The sequence below is a fragment of the Halodesulfovibrio aestuarii DSM 17919 = ATCC 29578 genome, from assembly GCF_000384815.1.
Taxonomy (GTDB): domain Bacteria; phylum Desulfobacterota; class Desulfovibrionia; order Desulfovibrionales; family Desulfovibrionaceae; genus Halodesulfovibrio; species Halodesulfovibrio aestuarii.
On record NZ_ARQF01000020.1, the window covers coordinates 69499 to 91050 of the forward strand.

21 protein-coding genes are annotated in these 21552 nt (G+C 45.7%); 16 read left to right on the forward strand and 5 right to left on the reverse strand.

Features of this window, described 5'->3' with window-relative positions:
* Positions 1-98 precede the first annotated feature (98 nt).
* Positions 99-641 carry a hypothetical protein gene (locus tag F461_RS0106345; protein ID WP_020000313.1) on the reverse strand — a complete coding sequence of 181 codons (543 nt, stop codon included), beginning with the start codon at positions 639-641 and terminating at the stop codon, positions 99-101.
* 256 nt (positions 642-897) lie between these two features.
* Between F461_RS0106345 and F461_RS0106350 the strand changes: the two genes are divergently transcribed.
* From F461_RS0106350 to fliS, 14 genes are all read left to right on the forward strand, one after another.
* Positions 898-1680: a fumarylacetoacetate hydrolase family protein gene (locus tag F461_RS0106350; protein WP_020000314.1), complete on the forward strand. Its 783-nt coding sequence runs from the start codon at positions 898-900 to the stop codon at positions 1678-1680.
* Between the two features lie 227 nt (positions 1681-1907).
* Positions 1908-2672, forward strand: coding sequence for a 30S ribosomal protein S2 (rpsB, locus tag F461_RS0106355; RefSeq protein ID WP_020000315.1), 765 nt, complete (start codon positions 1908-1910; stop codon positions 2670-2672).
* A gap of 23 nt (positions 2673-2695) precedes the next feature.
* Positions 2696-3511, forward strand: coding sequence for a translation elongation factor Ts (tsf, locus tag F461_RS0106360; RefSeq protein WP_020000316.1), 816 nt, complete (start codon positions 2696-2698; stop codon positions 3509-3511).
* A 186-nt stretch (positions 3512-3697) separates the two neighbouring features.
* The gene (gene rffA, locus F461_RS0106365; RefSeq protein WP_026364654.1) at positions 3698-4834 is read left to right on the forward strand and encodes a dTDP-4-amino-4,6-dideoxygalactose transaminase; all 1137 of its coding nucleotides are present in this window, start codon (positions 3698-3700) and stop codon (positions 4832-4834) included.
* A 42-nt stretch (positions 4835-4876) separates the two neighbouring features.
* Complete coding sequence (locus tag F461_RS0106370) at positions 4877-5647, forward strand: glycosyltransferase family 2 protein (RefSeq protein WP_020000318.1); 771 nt, start codon at positions 4877-4879, stop codon at positions 5645-5647.
* A 51-nt stretch (positions 5648-5698) separates the two neighbouring features.
* On the forward strand, positions 5699-6415 hold the full coding sequence (pyrH, locus tag F461_RS0106375) for a UMP kinase (protein WP_020000319.1): 717 nt from the start codon (positions 5699-5701) through the stop codon (positions 6413-6415).
* A 2-nt stretch (positions 6416-6417) separates the two neighbouring features.
* Positions 6418-6972, forward strand: coding sequence for a ribosome recycling factor (gene frr, locus F461_RS0106380; RefSeq protein WP_020000320.1), 555 nt, complete (start codon positions 6418-6420; stop codon positions 6970-6972).
* A gap of 170 nt (positions 6973-7142) precedes the next feature.
* Positions 7143-7886, forward strand: coding sequence for an undecaprenyl pyrophosphate synthase (uppS, locus tag F461_RS0106385; protein ID WP_020000321.1), 744 nt, complete (start codon positions 7143-7145; stop codon positions 7884-7886).
* Positions 7879-8682 (forward strand): phosphatidate cytidylyltransferase, encoded by an 804-nt coding sequence (locus tag F461_RS0106390; RefSeq protein ID WP_020000322.1) that lies wholly within the window; start codon positions 7879-7881, stop codon positions 8680-8682. Before uppS ends, F461_RS0106390 begins: the two co-directional genes overlap by 8 nt.
* A gap of 20 nt (positions 8683-8702) precedes the next feature.
* Positions 8703-10151 carry a pyridoxal phosphate-dependent decarboxylase family protein gene (locus tag F461_RS0106395; protein ID WP_020000323.1) on the forward strand — a complete coding sequence of 483 codons (1449 nt, stop codon included), beginning with the start codon at positions 8703-8705 and terminating at the stop codon, positions 10149-10151.
* An 8-nt stretch (positions 10152-10159) separates the two neighbouring features.
* Positions 10160-11368 carry a 1-deoxy-D-xylulose-5-phosphate reductoisomerase gene (gene dxr, locus F461_RS0106400; protein ID WP_026364656.1) on the forward strand — a complete coding sequence of 403 codons (1209 nt, stop codon included), beginning with the start codon at positions 10160-10162 and terminating at the stop codon, positions 11366-11368.
* Between the two features lie 35 nt (positions 11369-11403).
* Complete coding sequence (gene rseP, locus F461_RS0106405; protein ID WP_020000325.1) at positions 11404-12477, forward strand: RIP metalloprotease RseP; 1074 nt, start codon at positions 11404-11406, stop codon at positions 12475-12477.
* The gene (gene tsaB, locus F461_RS0106410; RefSeq protein ID WP_020000326.1) at positions 12461-13237 is read left to right on the forward strand and encodes a tRNA (adenosine(37)-N6)-threonylcarbamoyltransferase complex dimerization subunit type 1 TsaB; all 777 of its coding nucleotides are present in this window, start codon (positions 12461-12463) and stop codon (positions 13235-13237) included. The genes rseP and tsaB overlap by 17 nt, the downstream gene beginning before the upstream one ends.
* A 464-nt stretch (positions 13238-13701) precedes the next feature.
* Positions 13702-14229 carry a flagellar export chaperone FliS gene (gene fliS, locus F461_RS17235; RefSeq protein ID WP_020000327.1) on the forward strand — a complete coding sequence of 176 codons (528 nt, stop codon included), beginning with the start codon at positions 13702-13704 and terminating at the stop codon, positions 14227-14229.
* A gap of 103 nt (positions 14230-14332) precedes the next feature.
* Here fliS and F461_RS0106420 read toward each other — a convergent pair whose 3' ends face one another.
* From F461_RS0106420 to F461_RS0106435, 4 genes are all read right to left on the reverse strand, one after another.
* A complete protein-coding gene (locus F461_RS0106420; protein ID WP_020000328.1) occupies positions 14333-15061 on the reverse strand; it encodes a hypothetical protein in 729 nt (242 codons plus the stop codon).
* A gap of 154 nt (positions 15062-15215) precedes the next feature.
* Positions 15216-15551, reverse strand: coding sequence for a hypothetical protein (locus F461_RS0106425; RefSeq protein WP_020000329.1), 336 nt, complete (start codon positions 15549-15551; stop codon positions 15216-15218).
* 17 nt (positions 15552-15568) lie between these two features.
* The gene (locus F461_RS0106430; protein WP_020000330.1) at positions 15569-16936 is read right to left on the reverse strand and encodes a zinc-ribbon domain-containing protein; all 1368 of its coding nucleotides are present in this window, start codon (positions 16934-16936) and stop codon (positions 15569-15571) included.
* Positions 16937-17038: 102 nt separating this feature from the next.
* A complete protein-coding gene (locus F461_RS0106435; protein ID WP_020000331.1) occupies positions 17039-18013 on the reverse strand; it encodes a YIP1 family protein in 975 nt (324 codons plus the stop codon).
* A 1114-nt stretch (positions 18014-19127) separates the two neighbouring features.
* Here F461_RS0106435 and ahbC point away from each other — a divergent pair.
* Both ahbC and hemB read left to right on the forward strand, forming a co-directional pair.
* Complete coding sequence (gene ahbC, locus F461_RS0106445) at positions 19128-20315, forward strand: 12,18-didecarboxysiroheme deacetylase (RefSeq protein ID WP_020000333.1); 1188 nt, start codon at positions 19128-19130, stop codon at positions 20313-20315.
* Positions 20316-20503: 188 nt separating this feature from the next.
* Positions 20504-21496 (forward strand): porphobilinogen synthase, encoded by a 993-nt coding sequence (hemB, locus tag F461_RS0106450; RefSeq protein ID WP_020000334.1) that lies wholly within the window; start codon positions 20504-20506, stop codon positions 21494-21496.
* Positions 21497-21552: the final 56 nt, after the last annotated feature.

Consider the following 21552-nt stretch of genomic DNA (forward strand, 5'->3'; position numbering starts at 1 on the left):
TCTAGTAATCTCAGAAGTAGGACACCGCTTGCGGATTTTCATTTATTTAATAAAATTATGGCACTGCGATCCATTTCTAATAGAGATGAAGGGCTTCGTTATAGGTAACAATTCCAGCCGATCAATTCCGACTGGCGTTTCACTATCTTGAGCATTTGTTTCCGTATCACGGAACTAACCGGCTTGAAAAAAATCCAGTACACTTTAAAAAAACGACTGGTAATAGTAGACGGACAAAGAACACGCGTCTCGGTGCTGACTTTCGTCAATCCAGGACTAATTTCAGATAAGCTGAAATTCCACGCAACCTTAACCTTTGCAGAAAGAGAATGCGTTAAGAATTCTTTGGCATTTGAAATCGGGGCAACGCGAGTATTTGCCAAAAAACCGATAAGATGTTCAATAGGATAATTCTCTGCAAGACAAGAAAAGCCAAGATCATCGATAAGCCCTTGCAAGTTCATCCGCCGAGTCGGTAAGCCACGAAGCTTAAATAGCGTCATAATCAACGCGGACTTTGAAAGGTCCACGTTTTTTGCAACTTCGTACACCTCTTCAATAGGGCTGTTGACGAGAATCTCGTGACAGGCATTGTAAGTGTACTCTGGTAAAAATATATCAATCAAAGCAGACTCTGACATTACGGACTCCTGGCAGACAGACAATAAACTCTTTGGTATCGACCTGAAATTACATTCTAAAATAGATTCAATAATAATTGGATAAACTGTGTAATCTTACATAAAAACAAGATAATTTAACACTTTTTTGTTATAGTGACGAATATTTGCACACCAGTTGTTTCCTTCATTGATATTATCGACAAGGTGTTGTCGAAACCATAGATTGAATTTATACATCTACCATAGGATGCATGTATCATTACAGGAGCGTGCCATGAAAATAGTTCGAGTCAATTACCAGTACAAAACATTCTACGCAGCCCTTGAAGATGGACTATTACGCTGCCTCACTCCGCAAATTGGAATTACAGAACGCTTTCCGCTGGAAGAAGCACAAGTGCTGCCATTAGTCACGCCATCAAAAGTAGTATGTGTCGGGCTCAACTACAAAGACCACGCAGCAGAACTAGGCATGCCATTACCTGAAGAACCCATGTTTTTCCTCAAGCCACCGTCCTGCATCATTAACACAGGCCAGGCAATTTATCTCCCCCCACAATCCTCACGGGTAGATTACGAAGCAGAACTGGCTATCATCATAGGACGCGAAGCCCGTTTTCTGGCCCCGCACGCGGTGCCGGAATACATTTTCGGGTACACCTGCGCCAATGATGTAACAGCACGCGACTTACAAAAAAGCGACGGAATGTTCGGAAGATGTAAAGGATTCGATACGTTTCTGCCTATCGGCCCATGGCTTGAAACCTATCTCCCTGATCCGTCAGACCTTTCTGTAAAACTCTATAAGAATGAACAGCTGGTGCAGCAAGGCCACACATCCGACATGCTCTTCAGCCCGCTGGAACTTGTTGCCAACATTTCTCACGTAATGACCTTACTCCCCGGTGACGTAATTCTCACTGGAACTCCGCATGGAGTAGGCCCACTTCAGGAAGGGGATGAAATACAGGTAGAAATTGACGGCATAGGTACCTTAATTAATTCAGTGAAAAAATTTTCACAGCGACAAACCTCGTCAGGGCTTCCTGTTCAGTAGATTCTACGATACACTTAAAAAATTGGTAGAGCGATCACCATACATAAAAAATGCGACTGAATGGCAAGAATGCTTGCCAAACTCATTTATTCGCAGTATGTATCCCTGCCTTTTAATACAAAGCACACTCCGTTGCATCTTCCCTGGGTGCCTTTAGAATTCGTAAGATTCTAAAGGTGGAGGGACTTGGCACGGGGTGGAAGAAAAACCCATTGAAGGAGATTACAATGGCTTACGTAACTATGAAACAAATGCTGGAAACCGGTGTTCACTTCGGTCACCAGACCCGTCGTTGGAACCCGAAAATGCGTCCATTTATCTTTGGTGCTCGTAACGGCATCCATATCATGGACCTCCAGCAGACTGTAAAACTGTACCGTCGTGCTCACGACAAAGTAGTTGAAACTGTTGCCAATGGCGGCAAAGTTATCTTCATCGGTACCAAGCGTCAGGCTCACGAAGCTGTGAAAACTGAAGCTGGCCGTGCTGATCAGTACTACGTAACCAACCGCTGGATGGGTGGTACTCTTACCAACTTCCAGACTATCCGTAAGTCTATCGACCGCCTCAAAAAGCTCGAGATCATGTTCGAAGACGGCACCGTTAACCGCTACCAGAAGAAAGAAATCCTTCGTCTGCGTCGCGAAATGGACAAACTCGAAGCTACTCTTGGTGGTATTAAAAACATGGAACGCCTGCCACAGCTCGCGTTTATTGTTGACCCTAAGCGTGAAGATATCGCTGTTAAAGAATGCCGTAAACTCGGTATTCCAATCGTTGCAGTAACTGACTCTAACTGCGATCCTGACGTAATTGATTACATCATTCCAGGTAACGACGACGCTATCCGCGCTATTAAGCTTTTCGTATCTCACATTGCAGATGCATGTGCTGAAGGCGGCGCTATGTCTAAAGATGGCAAAGACGCTGAAGCTGAGATGGTTAAAGCTGCTGAAGCTGAAGAAGCTGCTGAAGCTACCGCATCCGAATAATTCATTCAGAGGGAGAATAGATCATGGCTACTATTACTGCTGCTATGGTTAAGAGCCTGCGCGAAAAAACTGGCGCCGGCATGATGGACTGCAAAAAAGCACTCGTAGAAAACGACGCAGATGAAGCTGCAGCACTCGACTGGCTCCGCCAGAAAGGTCTGTCTAAAGCTGCTAAAAAAGCAGGTCGCGCTACCTCTGAAGGTCTCGTAGGCTGCGTAGTTGAAGCCAACCGCGCTGCTATGGCTGAATTTAAATGCGAAACTGACTTCGTTGCCCGTAACGAAAAGTTCCAGGAAATCGCTGCTAAATTTGCTGCAGACGTTCTTGAAAACGGTGCTGAAGATTTCACTGCACGTGTTGAAGCTGAAGTTAACGATGCTATCGCTACCCTCGGTGAAAACATGTCCGCTGGCCGTGCACATCGCATGGAACTTTCCGGCGAAGGTATCATCGGCTCCTACGTTCACTCCAACGGCAAAATCGGTGTTCTCGTAGAGATCCTCGGTTCTGACGATGCAGATATGGCTAAAGGCGTTGCAATGCAGATTGCTGCAACCAACCCTGTAGCTATCGACGAAACCGGCGTACCTGCAGATCTCGTTGCTCGCGAACGCGAAGTTCAGCGTCAGAAAACCCTCGAAGAGGGCAAACCTGAGAACATCGTAGACAAAATCGTTGACGGTCGTATGGCTAAATTCTTCAAGGAAATCACCCTTGTTAACCAGCCTTACATCCGTGACGACAAAATGACTATTCGCGACCTTCTTAAAGGCGCATCCATTGCTTCTTTTGCTCGTTTCGAACTTGGTGAAGACGACGCTAAAGAAGACGCTGAATAGAGAACCTACGTTTATCTGACAGCTTATAAGGGGGGAGAGTTTTCTCTCCCCCTTTTTTACGCGTAACCTTAAGTTCTATATAATCTTAGAAGTTACCAGACGTAAAACTAGCTGTTTTTTTATCTACCGCTAGGCTACTATTATGTGTATATTGACGAGAGCAAGAAACATAATAAAGGTTACACCGTGAACATTCCTTTCAACAAACCTTGCCACAACAGCAACACACTCAAATACATTTGCGATGCATTTGAGCGTAATCAAACTGCTGGTGACGGCGCCTACACCAAACTGTGTAATAAATGGATTGAAAAACAATTTTCTGTAGCTAAATCTCTTCTTACCCACTCTTGTACCGCAGCACTCGAAATGGGTGCTCTTCTTTTTTCAGTAAAAGAAGGGGACGAAGTAATTATGCCTTCGTTCACCTTTGTTTCTACTGCAAACGCATTTGTTCTACGTGGGGCAACCCCTGTCTTTGTCGACATTCGACCAGATACGTACAACCTCGACGAAACACTTATCGAAGAAGCCATCACGCCACGTACCAAGGCAATTGTACCTGTGCACTACGCCGGTGTTGGATGTGAGATGGATACGATTTGTGACATTGCAGCAACACATGATCTCAAAGTCCTAGAAGATGCAGCACAAGGTTTTGGTGCTACCTATAAAGGCAAAGCGCTCGGCTCCATCGGTGAGTTAGGAGCCCTCAGCTTTCATGAAACTAAAAATATCATGTCCGGAGAAGGCGGTGCCTTGATCATCAATGATACCTCCTACTGCGAGCAAGCAGAAATCATCCGTGAAAAAGGTACCAACCGCAGTAAATTTTTCCGCGGTCAGGTAGACAAGTATACATGGGTAGCTCCCGGATCAAGCTACCTGCCAAGTGATATTTTAGCAGCATGTCTCTATTCTCTTCTTGAAGACGCTTCCCCTATTAATGCAAGAAGAATGGATATATGGAATCGCTACAACAACGCGCTCAAGCCATTTGAAGAAAAAGGCATCATCAAGCGTCCTACAATTCCGGATTATTGCACCCACAATGCGCATATGTACCAAATTCTACTGCCCGACTTAGAAACACGGACTGAATTTATTGCACATTTGAAGCAGTACAACATTACAGCACCTTTTCATTACATTCCACTGCACTCTGCTCCAGCAGGTCTTAAGTATGGCCGTACCAGCGGTGAACTGAATGTTACCGACGTTATTTCCGACACCCTTGTTCGCTTGCCGCTGTTCTTTGACCTGAGTGATGAGAATGCTAACCTGGTTATTGAAATTGTATCCGAATTTTTACAGAAACTGTAGCCTGTCTACAAACCATACGTCTTGTAAACTGCAGAGAAAATAATGGCGACAACTACAGGCTTAATACTGACATACAACGGCGGCAGGACGCTTAAGCAATGCATTGAATCTCTCAAGTTCTGTGACACCATTCTTGTTGTTGATTCTTTTTCTACAGACAACACCGTTGCTATCGCAGAAAGTCTTGATGCTACAGTTATCCAAAATGCATGGAATGGCCCTGCAGCTCAATTCGAGTTTGCATTTACCCAAATTGATACTGATTGGGTTGTAAGCCTTGATCAGGATGAGGTGTGCACATCCTCCCTCAAAGCTAAAATTGTTGACGCCCTCTCTCATGCATCGGATAACACTGCGGGATACTATACCAAGCGCAAGAGTTGGTATTACAACCGTTTTATGAAGCACTCAGGATGGTATCCTGACTGGTTATTCCGTGTTTTCCGACCAGAAAAACTTGAGGTGAAAGTGAGCGGAGCTCACTACTCCTTCCACCCAAAAGGACAAACAGACAAATTAGACGCTGAGATTCTGCATTACCCGTACATGAGCTTTGCCCAGCATTTGCAAAAGATCGACTCATACGCGCAGCAAGGCGCAGACGACCTCCGTGCTAAGGGAAAAAAGGGCGGTTTATATAGAGGGATTGCTCACGGAACAATGCGTTTTATAAAACTCTATTTCATTAAACTTGGCTTTCTTGATGGCAAGGCCGGGCTTATTAATGCAATACACGGAGCTTTTTACGCCTTTCTCAAATACGTTCGAGTTACGGAAGGTACATGGGGTGCTCCATTTGATGCAGACAATTAAAACACTAACTTGTGGTGTTGTTATTCTTTTATAACTGAAAAGAGGATATTTATGAGCGAATTACGCTATAAACGCGTTCTGATTAAACTTAGCGGCGAAGCACTTGCCGGTGATGGCAAGTTTGGTATTGATCCGGAAACAGTTGCAGGAGTCTGTACTGAAATCGCTGAACTTGCTGATATGGGATTGCAGATTGCTCTCGTTATCGGCGGCGGTAACATTTTCCGCGGTCTTTCCTCCTCTGCAAAAGGCATGGATCGTTCCTCTGCTGACTACATGGGCATGATGGCAACAGTTATGAACGCAGTCGCTGTTCAGGATCACCTTGAAAAACACGGTCACCCGACCCGTGTACTTTCCGCAATCACCATGCAGGAAATCTGTGAGCCATACATCAGACGCCGTGCCGAACGCCACTTGGAAAAAGGCCGCATTGTTATTTGTGCAGCCGGAACTGGTAACCCATTTTTCACCACCGATACAGCAGCAGCTCTGCGCGGTATGGAATTAAAATGTGAAGCTATCATTAAAGCTACCAAAGTAGATGGCGTTTATGATAAAGATCCTGTAACAAATGACGATGCAGTTATGTTCAAGTCCCTCAGCTTTATTGAGGTACTCCAAAAGAACTTGCGAGTAATGGATTCTACTGCCATTTCGCTGTGCATGGAAAACAATGTGCCAATTTTGGTTTGTAACTTGTTCAAGGGTGACGTTCGTAAAGTTATCCTTGGTGAAGATGTTGGTACAATCGTACACGGAGGCTAATCATGGATGATATTCTACTTGATGCCGAAGAAAGAATGGAAAAAGCGTTAGTAGCACTGGAACGGGAATTCAGCCGGTTACGCACTGGTCGCGCACACGCCAGCCTTGTTGATCACATTATCGTTGATTACTATGGCGCGCCAACCCCTATTGGACAGCTCGCTTCTATTGCTGTTCCAGAGAGCCGCAGTCTTACTATTCAACCTTGGGACAAAGGTGCTTTTCCTCTCGTAGAAAAAGCTATCATTAACTCTGACCTTGGTCTGACCCCAATGAACGACGGTAAACTCATCCGCATCTCTATCCCGATGCTGACTGAAGAACGTCGTCGTGAACTTGTTAAGCTTGCTAAGAAGAGCGTAGAAGATGCAAAAATTGCTATCCGTAACGTTCGTCGCGATGCTAATGAGCAGATGAAAAAGCTTGAGAAAGGCAAAGACATTTCCGAAGACGATTGCCGACGCGGTCAGGATGATGTTCAGAAACTTACTGACTCATTCGTTGCAAAAGCTGATGTTAAAGGAAGTGAAAAAGAAGCAGAAATCATGGAAATCTAATTTGCTGATTTGCTTCGGCTGAATTTCAGTCATAAAAAGGCCGGGTGTTCTATCCGGCCTTTTTTGTTATGCTGGGACTGTACTTCAAATTCGCTTTCTTGACGGAATGCGGGCTTTCCCATTATAACTCAACGTTTCTTTTATTACTCAAACGCATATTGAGGTATGTTTTGTCAAATTCACAATTACTGGACAGGGCGACTCTTGAAGCCCTTCCTGTACATGTTTCATTCATCATGGATGGAAACGGACGCTGGGCAAAGCGAAGGGGAGAAGAACGTACGGCAGGCCACCGTGCCGGTTCTGAAACAGTCCAGCGTATTGTGCGAGAATCCCGGAAACTAGGCATCAGCAATGTGACCCTGTACACGTTTTCACGTGAAAACTGGGCACGTCCCAAAAAAGAAGTGAGCTTTCTTTTCGAACTACTCGTCAGCTTTTTAAAAAAAGAACTCCCTGCTCTAATTGAACAAGATATCAAGCTTAACATTTTCGGTGAAATCAGTGAGTTACCCCTTGCTGCTCGCACGGCTTTACAGCACGCTATGAAAAAAACCGAAAAGAATACCTCAATGACGCTTAATCTTGCTTTAAACTATTCTGGCAGAGAGGAAATTATTCGTGCGGCAAAGCAGCTAATTACCGATTCGGTACCTGTGGATGAAATAACGGAAGAAACCTTTGCCGCTAGACTCTATTCTTCTGACATCCCTGATCCTGATTTGATGATCCGTACGAGTGGAGAGGTCCGCCTCTCAAATTTCATGCTTTTTCAGCATGCTTACAGCGAAATGTATTTCACCGAAACTTTATGGCCGGATTTCTCAATAGAGGAATTCCACGACGTGCTCAAGGCATACGCCGCACGGGAACGCCGTTTCGGAAAGACCGGAGACCAACTTAATAATGACTAATTCACACAGACAGCGTTGGATGACCGCACTTGCAGTATTTCCTGTACTTATCGCCGTTCTAGCTATCGGAGACTGGGCACTGCTTGCAGGCCTTCTCGCTGCCAGCGTTGTAGGACAGTACGAATTTTACTCAATGTTCTGGCCCCGCAACGAAAAGATGACACTCAAACTTTTCGGCTGCCTCATGGGCATCGCCATCCTCATTGCCTCATACCTTAACCTGCCGACGGCTGTTATCGGCGTCCTTGTGCTTACTTTCTGGCTAAGCAACTTTGCCTTTCTCAGTAAATACGGCATCACCAAGCGTGATGACGCAGACTTTACTCAGGCACAGATCGTCACAAGCGGTGTTATGTACCTGCCACTGCTCTTGCAGGCTGCATTCAGCTTTCAACGTATCGAACTCATTCTTGTGCTCTTTGCTGCTTTTGCATCAGATATCGGTGGATTTTACGCAGGCCGCTTTTTTGGTAAAAATAAAATATGGCCTCGTGTCAGCCCTAAAAAAACCGTCGAAGGCTCCCTTGGCGGTATGTTCGGCTGCTGCATCATTACACTTACCATCGGCTTAACCTTCGGCACCGCTCCGTGGTATGCTCTTGTTCTGCTTGGAATTTTTCTCAACTGCGCATCCCAGCTCGGTGACTTTTTTGAATCCGCTCTCAAGCGAACGGTCGGGGTTAAGGATTCCGGCGCGATATTACCAGGACACGGCGGTGTTCTGGATCGTATCGATTCTATTCTCCTTGTGCTACCTACCTACTGGTTCGCGCAGAGCATTTATTCATTCTTTTAACCATCCGGCGGACATGACTTATGGGTGACAAGCGCCAGTCCCTTGATCTTGAACATCTAGACGACCACCTTGAACGGGTTGCCTCGATTATTGGTGATTACATCAAACATATCTCTGATGCACCAGTCGTGACACAAACCCCAATGGAAGACATTAAAGACGCTCTATTTGAAGAAATGCCGATGAATGGTTCGTCTCCTGATGACGTACTTGATCAGGTTGAAAAGTCTTTCAAGTCTGCATGTACCAAAATAGGTCACCCTCGATTTTTAGCATGGATAACTACCAGCCCGTCACCGGCAGGTACGATTGGTGAGCTCCTCAGCGTCGGATTCAATCAGGCCCCCCTACTCTACAAAGGCAGCCCTCCGGCTACAATTTTAGAAAAAGTGGTTCTCAGTTGGTTCGCAAGACTATTCGGCTATCCCGACACATGGGGTGGAACTCTTGTTTCCGGAGGTACGGTAGCCAACCTTATGGGGATGACTGTAGGACGCCACACACATGCGCCGGAAGTTGCGGACAGAGGCATGCAGGCTCTTGAAAAGCCACTTACTGTCTACGTTTCTGATCAAGGTCATATGTCCATATACCGTTCTGCCATGCTGCTTGGCATCGGGCACAACAATGTGCGCAGCGTTCCAACGGACGATGACTGCCGCATGATTCCAGAAGAACTCCACCGCATGATCGAGTCAGATAGAATGGCTGGAATGCAGCCATATTGCGTTGTTGCGCAAGCTGGGGCCGTTTCCACTGGTTCTATCGATCCTCTCAATGCTATCGCAGACATCTGCAAAGAAATGAAGTTGTGGCTGCATGTAGATGCTTCCTACGGCGGTGCGGCTATGATTTCCGATAAGCTGCGTCCTCTATTAGATGGTATTGACCGCGCAGACTCCATTGCAGTCGATCCGCACAAATGGTTCTTTATTCCTCTTGAATGTGGCATAACACTCTTTAAGAATAAAAAACAACAAAAGGACACATTCGTAGCGAAAGCTGTATATCTTGGTCAGGAGACAGACTGGGACTTGAAAAACACCAACTTCCAGCTATCCAGACAAGGACGAGCTCTCAAGCTGTGGTTTGCATTCAAAACATACGGTGTAAAGCGCCTTGCAGAAATTGTGGACCGAAACCACGAATACGCAAAACTTTTCCACACACTCACAACGGAGTCCCCTAACTGGGAACCAGTGTGTGGTGTTGAACTCTCTATGGCCTGTGCCCGTTACATTCCTGATAACTGCTGCGCATGGTCTGAAGCAGAGCTGGACAACCTTCAAGTCGATATTTTGAACGAACTGGAAAAAAGTGGTCTCGGTTTTATGACTCCCGCCCGCATTTGCGGCAAAGGCGTTATTCGTCTGTGCGTTGCCAACCACCGCACCACTGATGACGACATTATGCTACTCTTCAACTTTATGACCGAGACAGGCGCAAAGCTTGCAGCTCAACACGCTTAGGACACCTTGTGATACACTATATATCATCAATGCCGGATGCGACGTACGCGTCTACTTTTCCACGCTCAATAGTTATAATGGGGTCAACAGGTTCCATTGGTACAAACGCACTCAAAGTAATTGAAGAACAGCCGGAACAGTTTATCGTTGTAGGCTTAGCAGGTGCACGAAATATTGCACTTCTTGCAACGCAAGCTATTCGCTGGCGTCCACCATTCCTTGCAGTCCTTACAGAAGAAGCAGCTGCAGACCTGCGCACAAAGCTTCCTTCCGATTACACTCCTGAAATTCTCGTAGGCGGTGACGGCTACGCGCAGATGGCTCAGCTGGATGAAGCGTCAACAGTTCTCTCTGCACAGGTTGGCGCCGCGGGTTTACGTGCCACCCTTGCAGCAGCAGAATCCGGAAAAGTTATCGCCCTTGCCAATAAAGAGTCACTTGTACTTGCAGGAGACCTCATTCGTGAAGTCTGCCAGCGCACTGGGGCGGTACTCCTCCCCGTTGATTCCGAACACAACGCTATATTTCAAGCTCTTTCAGGCCATGACAAAGCGGAAGTCCGCAGGATTATCCTTACAGCGTCTGGTGGTCCGTTCCGCGGGAAAAATCGAGATTTTCTCTCTACAGTAACCAGCAAAGAAGCACTGGCACACCCGAACTGGTCCATGGGGCCTAAAATTAGCATTGATTCTGCAACGCTTATGAACAAAGGTTTAGAAGTAATCGAAGCCTATCATTTATACGGTGTTCCGCTGGACACTATTGAAGTTGTAGTGCACCCTCAATCTATCATACATTCACTTGTAGAATATAATGACGGTTCACAGATTGCCCACATGGGGCCACCGGATATGCGTATTGCTATTGGCTACTGCATCGGATGGCCAAAAATCATAAAAACCGGCGTGACGCCGCTTGATTTATTTTCCTGTGGCGACTTGACCTTTGAAAAACCTGATGTACTTTCTTTTCCGTGTCTTGAACTGGCACGGGAAGCATTACGGGGCGGTAAGGGACTTTGCATAGTCCTCAATGCAGCCAATGAAATTGCTGTTGATCTTTTTTTGAAAGACAAAATTGAGTTTCTACAAATTCCAGAACTCATCAAAAAGGCAATGGACAGGCATGAAATGATCTCCCCTGCATCTATCGAAGACATCATAGAGCTGGATACTGCAACTCGTGAACGCTCCTTAGAGTGGGCTCGCACGCTGTAACCGGCACTACTTAAATTACGGAGTATCTAAGCAGTATGCTAAGCAGTGCAATCGCAATTATCCTTGTTCTAGGCGGGCTTATATTTTTCCATGAACTTGGGCACTTTAGTGTAGCCCGGGCATTTGGTGTGGGCATCCGCACCTTTTCTCTTGGATTTGGCCCGGCAATTTACAAGTTCAAGCGTGGTAGAACAGAGTACAGACTCTCTGCAGTGCCTCTTGGCGGGTATGTTTCTATGGTTGGGGAAAGCCCTGACGATGACATTAACTCTCCGGAAAATAGAGAATTTTCAGAAGCAGACAGCTTTATTAAGCGAAAGCCGTGGCAGCGCATATGCATTGTCGCAGCCGGACCTATTGCCAACCTGCTGTTAGCCTTTTTAATTTACTGGGCGCTATTTGTCGCAAACGGCCAACTCCAGCTTCTTCCAGAAGTTGGCAGTATTCTTCCAGACAGCCCTGCGGCAATAGCTGGATTAGAACAGGGTGACTCCGTCCAATCCATCAGTGGTACTAAAATTCAGTACTGGGAAGACATTTCCAAAACCATTGCTCAACATGGTAATAAGGAATTGCGCATTGTTGTTAATCGCGATGGAAAAGAACTGACGCTTAACATCACACCTTCCCTGCTTTCCCGTAAAAATCTTTTTGGAGAAGATGAAAAGACATACCTCATTGGTATTCAGGCAGCTGGAACAACTGAACAGATTGATCTCAGCTTTATCAATTGTGCATCCGCTGCAGTTAAACAAACATGGTCTATGACCGTGCTAACCATACAGGGGTTTGTCAAACTGATTGAGCGTGTGATTCCGGCTGAAACCGTTGGCGGCCCTATTATGATTGCCCAGCTTGTCAGCCAGCAGGCAGAACAAGGTATTATTGCAGTTCTCGGACTTGCAGCACTTATCAGCATTAACTTAGGTGTGCTTAACCTGCTGCCAATTCCAGTACTGGATGGCGCTCACATAGTAATGCTTGTATACGAAATAATCGTAGGTAAACCTATTCCTGCGAAAGTAATGGATTACTCGCTCCGTGTCGGTATCTTCTTTTTGTTAACTCTCATGGTATGGGCTACTTTTAACGATGTCCGCAGACTCTAAATTTACGCTTGTTTTCAATAGTGCAGAAGCCCGTTTACAAATCGTTTGTGGACAACAGGGACAACTGCTTTTTTCTAAGGAAATCTTTTCTCCTCGTCAGGGCATGCAGATACTGCTGCCAGCGATTATGGACGGATTGGAGAAAATGTCATTAACTCTGGATAACATAGATAAGATTGCCTGCGTACGAGGCCCCGGTTCATTCACGGGTCTACGCCTCGTACTTGCAACGGCACTTGGCCTTGCCCGTGCGCATGGCTTCGCTCTGGCTGGCATTGACTATCTTCCAGCACTTGCAATGGATACCTGCACAACAACTGATAAGGAAATTTGGGTAATAACCCACGCCAGACGCGGGCAGATTCACTATCAGGCATTTCGGGGACTCTCATCTGAAGGATTGCCACACGCATTAACTGCTCCGCAAGCCGATACTATTGAAAATCTTGCAGCAGTAATAAATGCGCGTAACACGGCAACTGTGCTGCTCGGAACAGGCGTTCAAAAAAATCGCGAGTTCTTTGAGACACAAATTCAGAACACGACGTTGCTCGGCGAACGCTTCTCGCATCCTAAGCCTGAAGCTTTGCTGGATATCGCTGCAACACTTGAATACGGAGATGCACCAATCGACCCGCTCTATCTGCGACCATGTGATGCAGAAGAAAACCTCGATTACATCGTTTCCTTAAAAGGTGTTGATCCGGAAGAGGCACGCCAGAAGCTAGCAAAACTCACAACAAGCTTGCCGGAGGCCTAACCCTGCTAACCTTGCTGTAAGATTCAAACATCCACCGGAGATGCGAGACAACCCGTTGATTCTTAATCACTGCAGCTTGCCGATCAATATTAAAATACAAAAAAAGGCGGAGTTTGATACTCCGCCCTTTTTGTATCTTATCAACAAACTGTATTCCGGTTAGACAACTCAGAAAAACTTTTTTCACCATTACCCTCTAACTAGGTTTCTTTATGGAATCTTTACGATGTTCTTCTAAAGACATCCTTTTAGATGCCGATATACTAAGTAAGCATGAACAGTGACGGGGGGCACACACCTCACTTTGGCATTCGCCTTGCTTTATCTATAGAGGGCTATTGTACGCAGGAAAATTTTGCCGCTTTTACATTGCACTATTTTCCGTATACTGTTTCACAGTTAAATTTACTATAATCCCCTCTAGTATCAATAATAGTTTGTTAGAAGTTTATGAGGAGCACGCAATGAAAACGGCCGCACAAGCCTACTTTTCTACTCAAGTTTCCACCACCTCACAGGGGCAACTGCTGATAATGCTGTATGAAGGCTGTCTCAAGTTCTTGAATCAGGCCAAAACCAGTATTGAAGAAAAAGACGTAGCTAAAAAAGGCATGCTCATCACCCGTGCAATGGACATTATCAACGAACTTGATAGTAGCCTTAACACAGAAGCCGGTGGTGAAATTGCAAAAAATCTTCACGAACTCTACTACTTCTGCAATACACGGTTACTGAAAGCTAACCTGCTAATGGACACAACATGCATTGATGAAGTTATCAAAATTATTGACGGCGTACGCGATGCATACGCTCAGATTATTGATACTCCAGAAGCCGTCGAAGCTATGAAAAATAACACAGCTCTGCCAAGCTCAAACACAACGGCACGCGCTAACTCTGCCGTTTTCAGCCAACAGCCAGTTCAGCCCGTAGCACAGCCAGCAAAACGCACTGGTGCTGCCATGTACCAAAAAATGGCAACCTCTGCTTAGTTCTCTATAAGTTTCTTTGCACCTAACGGAGCATAAAAAAAGCCCACACCTTTCGGTGTGGGCTTTTTTGTGCTCTAGGAATTTTTTTCCACAAACACCCCGACTAGAATGCTGCATTCTCTTCGGAATTATTCTGCTGCTGAACCGCAGCCCACTGGCTTGTCCACTGCTGTACAGGCCTTTTCATAGACTGTGCTATCGCAGTTGTAACAACCCACAATGGATCAGAGGGTAATCGGGTTTCTGCCTTAAACAGCAAAAAATCACGAGTTCTGTCCTTATCCATATACGCAAACTGATTCATCGACCAAATCAGTGCACCAGTTCTTGTATCATAAATATCAAGAGTCACACCGAGCCGTGCGCCGGTAACACTTCCACCGTCATAAAAATCTGTCAACTTGCCAGTTATCGCAAACAATGCTCCACGCTGACGCGCAAGGCGCACTGCATATTCTGGAGAATATGACGTAGTCATTTCTCTGAACTCTAATACGGTAAACGGAGCCTCACGAAGCCATTCACGCCAGAAACCTTTTGCAACCGCTGTACCTGTTTCGAGCGGATCACGAAGGCTGACGGTTGGCAGGAACGGGAAAAAAACTGCGGTCGGAGCAGCATCAGGCTTAGTTTGTGGATACACAGAAACGATTAAATCATCACCACGGACCCACTCGTCCCACACAATGGTGTCATCCCATCGTAACTCCGGGGTGAAGCCGGATGGAACAGGGTTTATGGTTGTCTGAACAACAGGAGTGGAACAACCGCCTATTGTCAGCAGTCCAGCGCACAACATTACCAGCATACAACAAGATACTATTTGTTTCATAACAGCCCTTACTCACAATGTCAGAAAAATGGCATTTCATTACTTATATTCATAATCATGCAAAAAAAATGCCTAACAAGAAATCAGTGAAGCTACTGTGTTCCTATCAGGCGTTTTATACTTTTTTTTTAACAAACACATTAAGTACGGTCTGCTACTGAATAACATCCGTGGCAACGGGCGTTGCTTGCATTGTATTAAGTAAATGACGTTTTGAATCCACAAGTGATTCATGCAGTTCTAATCGACGCTGTACGGAAAGCCTCCGAAATTCTGCCTTACCGGTAAGCTCAATAAGCTGTCCAGTCTCTGACTGAATTCGTTTTATCCTATCAATGGGCGTTGCTTCTTCATTGGCAAACATTTCCGCCATCTGAGCTAATTCACACAGCTCGGCAGCCAATATTCGAATTGCTTCCGGTGATACTTTTTCTTTGTATCTGATGCTGTCTTTGATCCTGCTAAAAGCTTTAGCAAACCATGCAAACATGCTCGCAACTCCTTATGCTACATAAATGTAACTCCTGCAGCTACTGCAATAAGCATTGAAGCTGCAAATAATAGAATTACTATTCCTACCAGTACAACTGATTTAACTATTGACAAATTATAACCAGACCGAATGCCGCTAACATACAACAATGGAAGATATATAAGAGAAATAACTGCGCCCAGTACAGGAATCAACAACCAGCAAAACGCACCACTACTATACGCTACTGTTTTTACACCCGTACTAAAGGGAACAGGCTCACAACCTAAAAGCTTTGCCCCTACCGTGGTAACAGCCCCGAAAGCAAGCGGCAGCAGCATTAGGCTACTACCAAACATCATCATCGCTGGAGCAAGATCAGACCACATAAATGTTACAGGAATAAAGTTTTGATGCGGCATTATTTCTTGTATTAAAGCAGCTAGTTCTCCCGAGTTCGCGGTTAGCACCTGTCCCCATAAAACTATCGCAGCACATGAAAGCACAACCATAAAAAGCGAAAACAGCATGGGAAGCACAACCTGAGGCTTAGCATTTACACCGCGCCAAAAGCAAACCGGATGCATGACCAGACCGCCAAAGGTACTCCAAACCCGCCCAAAACTGCTCAGACGAGAATCTTCCCATGGAATAATATGCACTTGTGCTCCGCACCCGGGAACAAAAGACTCCGTGCATTCAGGCTCATCACCCATGGCAGCAATAGCATCCCAAATATCGGCTTCAATCTCTGTTTCAGAAACGATATGCGCAGAAGCAGTTTCTATCACGCTGGACTCTTGCGCCTGTTCATAGCGTTTTACAGCCTCTTCCTCCGCTTCCGCGACATCAATGGAAATAACACCTCGTTCTCTCAAAGCCTGAGCCGAGGCAGAACGCTTTATAAATGACGTTGGCTTTTCTGACGTAGCCGTTTCAGCTTCTGGATTCTCTTCGGAAGGGCTGTCCAAGGGTGTAGACGGCAACTCAACGCTTACTGCCGGTACATCAACATCTTCTTCAGTCAGCTCTCTGACGGTTTCCCGAAGCTTCGCATTATCAGCTTGTGACACTTCACCGTCTTCTTCCTCCTCAGCTTTCAGCAGTTCTTCAATTTCTTCCTGCATTGCCGCGACCATTGCCGACTCAATGTAATCGTCTTCAATGCTCGTCTCAGTTTGCAGACTGTCACCGGCAGCTTTCTTCAAAAAAGCAGCTTCGCCAACCTGTGCCTCTGCTGATACGTCTTCAGAACTATCCCCAACATGCTGCTCTTCTTCGTGCAAAATGCGGAATCGAAATTTTGTTTTACATCGTGGACAGGTGGCAAGCTGTGCCTTGGACGGAATTGAGCCTGTATTTATATTTCGAGCAAACTGACACTCAGGACATGTTATAAGCATGAACCAACCCTCTTAAAATCGGACATCTCACTCCCCAAAAGTCGGGGCGTGACTGACTCTAACCAATACCCTTGGGTGGCGATAGGATACACCAGCATGGTATTACATAATACCCTGTGATTTCAAACTATAAACCACAAATAACACTAGCACTAGTACCAAAACGATTACCGGTGGTAGAACCCGGGTATAGGTTGTGCCGTGTGCGCTTTTCAGTCCCTTTACAATGATCACCAACTTCCATACTCCACCTACTAATGGCCCTACTACGGGCACTATGGAAAGAAGATCCGCAGTTGAAGCATAGCAGAGCACTCTAAGAGTTACTCCAAGCCGACCTTTAGCGGCGCCGGTTAACTTAAGCACTCCATGAAGTACGGCTCCTGTCATAAACAAATAAATCACAAGAATAAGCGGACTAATGAACATAATAGAAAAAAGTTCATTAAGAGAAAGCGGACCTGCGGCTTCTGCCGGGATAAGAGGGTTACCAAAAATGCTCTGCCAAACAGTTTCTACAAGAACGGACACCAAGGAAATAAGAATAAAGTAACTGAACGGAATAGAAAACTTCCCATCTTTACTCATAATTTCGAAGAAAAGTGAGGGCTTTAAAAGGACACCTTTTATCGTCGCGACAATGGCGGGGAAAAAGCCAAGTTCCTTTACGTCTGCCCACGGGACATCATTCGGCATTCCATCCAGAGAATTACCATCTGAATAGACCATCCGCAAAGGGTCTTCCTGCCGGGATGAGTTCTGCGAATCGTCTATCTTCCAAAATTCATCTTCTGAAGAATCTTCCTGCTCGGGAAGCCTGCTTCCGTGCATGGAAGGTGGATACAAATCTTCTGGACGAACGGGCCTTCTGGATTCCCCAGAGGTTTCATCTGCATCTGGTGTCTGTGCAGATCCCTGTTCATCCTGCCCTAAAATAAAGTCAGGGGATTGCTCGTCGGCTAAACGGAAACGAAATTTGGCACCGCATTTGGGACAAGTTGCGACAGTCAAATCGGCAGAAACTGAGTTTGGGTTTACATTGCGCGCATACCCGCACTCTGGACAACGGATTTCCATATTCTATCCTTATATAGTTACACTACTTCCGGCTGTAGGCACAACAAAGCCAGAGCACTACAATAAATCAAAGATGCATAATCTGCATCAAAGCAATATACAAATTCTTACATTAGGGAAAGAGCATGTTGCACATGATGAAGAGCACGGGAAAAAACATGGCAACAACTGGTAACACCTTGCGCCATTCCGTACAATGCATCGCTTTCAAGCTATATCCCAAAAAAATTGAAGAATAAATTACAGCGGTCAATGTTCCCGAGTACGGGAAAACGCTTAAATACAAACATGGTGCAGTATAGCACACACAACGTAATGTTGCAGCATAAGATGCATTTTTACCACGGGCCATCCACAAAAGGCTGTGCAAAAAAATAGCAACCCAAAATAAGCTGAAGACATAAAGGGGAACAAGCATCACCTGCTGCAAAATGACTTCGACCGGAGTCTGCCACAATGAAAATGCAAAAATGACAGTATAAGGAGCGAAATATTTTTCACAGAATATACCGACAAGGTTTCCAAGCCCGATCCGGACAAGCGGAACACTCATCAGAGTTAAAACCGCAAACATTACATTCCGCCATGGCACCTTTTCTGTCTGCTGTGATGAAAAAAACTTCGTAGGACTCACATATGGTTTCAAGTATGTAACTAGCATATATTTATGAAGTAAATTGTAAAAATGACGTAAACACGACATGAGCTAGCACATATTAACATTATGCGGTATAGAAACTTTAAACCAGTACTAATTACTACTAGCAAAAAAATTCCTACTGTGGATACGTGCCATTACGCTATCTCGTCCGCATTTTTCTACCTTTACCGTTATCTTTTGCTTAATGCAAAGACTGGCTTTCCTACTTTAACAGTTCTATATCACACGAAAAAGTTTGATTGTATTTGAGACTTAGGAAATTCTTTGCCCTGTGCGAGGTAGTTTGGTAAGGAAAAGCTGCATCGCACGTTCGCTGTACGTTCACACTTCAGCAAATTTTACATATGTTGTTTCAAAGGGAGCCTTTCCCTTTTTTGTTTTTTCTACTGAGGCTCGTTGAGTCTCGCTTTGGGTCAGAAGGCTTCACGCCTTTTCATATTATAAGGAGTCGTAATGATAGGCATTTCAAAACTTTACTGTGGTCAGGTTGAACCTTCCGACGCGCTGCGTTACGGCAGGGACTCTGGCAAACTTCCTTCCCACCTGCTGCAGTTCTCAAAAGATAAAAAGCCTGTTGTCGTATGGAATATGACCCAGCGCTGTAACCTCAAATGTGTTCACTGTTACGCTCATGCTGTTGATCCTGACAAGCATAAGGATCTCATCAGTACAGAAAAAGGGAAAGAGATTATTGATGATCTCGCCCAGTACGGCGCACCTGTAATGCTTTTCTCCGGTGGCGAACCACTCGTCCGCAAGGACCTTGTAGAACTTGCTAAGCATGCAACCGATAAAGGTATGCGTGCTGTTATTTCTACAAACGGCACCCTTATTACGAAAGAAAAAGCACGCGAACTTAAAGAAGTTGGCCTTTCCTACGTCGGTATCTCTCTCGACGGTATGGAAGAAGTGCACAACAAATTCCGCGGTGTTCCAAATGCATTCAAAAAAGCACTCGAAGGTATTGAGAACTGTAAAGCCGAAGGCCTCAAAGTGGGCTTGCGTCTCACTATCAACAAACAGAATGCCCCTGAAATTCCAAAAGTTTTCCAGCTTCTTAAAGATATGGATATCCCGCGTATCTGTCTGTACCACCTTGTGTACTCAGGCCGTGGTTCCGAGATCATTAAAGAAGACCTTGACCATCAGGCAACCCGTGACGTTGTTGATCTCATCATGGATGAAACCAAAAAACTTCACGATGCAGGTTACCCAAAAGAAGTTCTTACCGTAGATAACCATGCAGATGGTCCATACGTATGGATGCGCATGCTGCGTGAAGACCCAGTACGTGCAAAAGAAGTATTTGAACTGCTCCAGTTCAACGAAGGTAACAGCTCCGGTCGCGGTATCGGTTGCATCAGCTGGGACGGCAGCGTTCACCCGGACCAGTTCTGGAGAGAAAAAGTATTTGGTAACGTTCTCGAACGTCCGTTCTCCGAAATCTGGGATGACATGGACATCGAACTTCTTGCCAAAATGAAAGACAAAAAACAGCATGTTGGTGGCCGCTGCGCTAAATGCCGCTTCCTCAACATCTGTGGCGGTAACTTCCGTGCTCGTGCAGAAGCCGTATACGGCGACGAGTGGGCACAGGATCCAGCATGCTACCTCACCGACGACGAAATTCGTCCTGAATAGCAGCCCCCGCTCAATTATGATTCTACCGGCTCCCGCTGTTCCGCTCTGGAAGAGCGGGAGCCCTTTTATACAACGTTTTTCAGCAGCACAGCCAGCTATGCTTTTGTAGCTCGTTGGTTCCATCAACTTCTTTTCACATCTCCTGCTGAAACAGATATGAACCGATCCTTAACGATCAGGAGGATTCAATGGCAGACTTCTTCAGAGGACGACGTCTTCGCAATACAGCAGCCTTACGCGCTCTTGTGAGTGAAAATCTTGTTACAGCGCAAGACCTGATTATGCCATATTTCATTGTAGATACAGACGATTCTACGTTCCGCAAAGAAATTCCTTCCATGCCCGGACAATTCCAGCTTTCTCTGGACGAATTTGAAAAACAGCTTGCTGAAGCAGTTGCAGCCGGTCTTCGCTCCATCATCCTGTTTGGTATTCCTAAATGTAAAGACGCAACAGGCTCTGAAGGATATGCGGATGACGGTATCGTGCAACGCGCGGTACGTCTGGCAAAATCCCGCCATCCTGAACTTGTTGTAATTACTGACGTATGTCTCTGTGAATACACAGACCATGGTCACTGCGGTATCCTTCAGAAAATAAATGATGACGTAACCGTTGCGAACGACTCGACACTTGAACTTCTTCAACGTGTTGCAATATCTCACGCAAAAGCCGGTGCTGATATTGTTGCACCTTCCGACATGATGGACGGCCGTGTTCAGGCTCTGCGTGAAGCTCTGGATGCAGAGGGCTTTGTAAACCTTCCTATTATGTCCTACGCTGTTAAGTACGCCTCTGCATTCTATGGTCCATTCCGTGATGCTGCAGAGTCCACTCCACAAAGCGGAGACCGCAAAAGTTACCAGATGGATCCTGCTAACAGCCGTGAAGCACTTCGCGAAGCTGCAGCAGATGTTCTGGAAGAAGCTGATTTCCTTATGGTAAAACCAGCAGGTGCATACCTTGACATTATCCGTATGCTTCGTGACGGTTTTGACTTGCCGCTGGCTGCCTATCAGGTAAGTGGTGAGTACTCCATAATCATGGCAGCAGCACAAAACGGCTGGATTGACCTTGACGCAGTTACAATGGAATCACTTATTGCCATCAAACGTGCAGGTGCCGACCTCATCATCACCTATTTTGCCGAAGACGTTATTAAACGCGGACTGGTACGATAATATGTCTGATAAAAAAGAATCTCTCTGCGGTTGTGCTTCCAAAGATATTGGTCGCA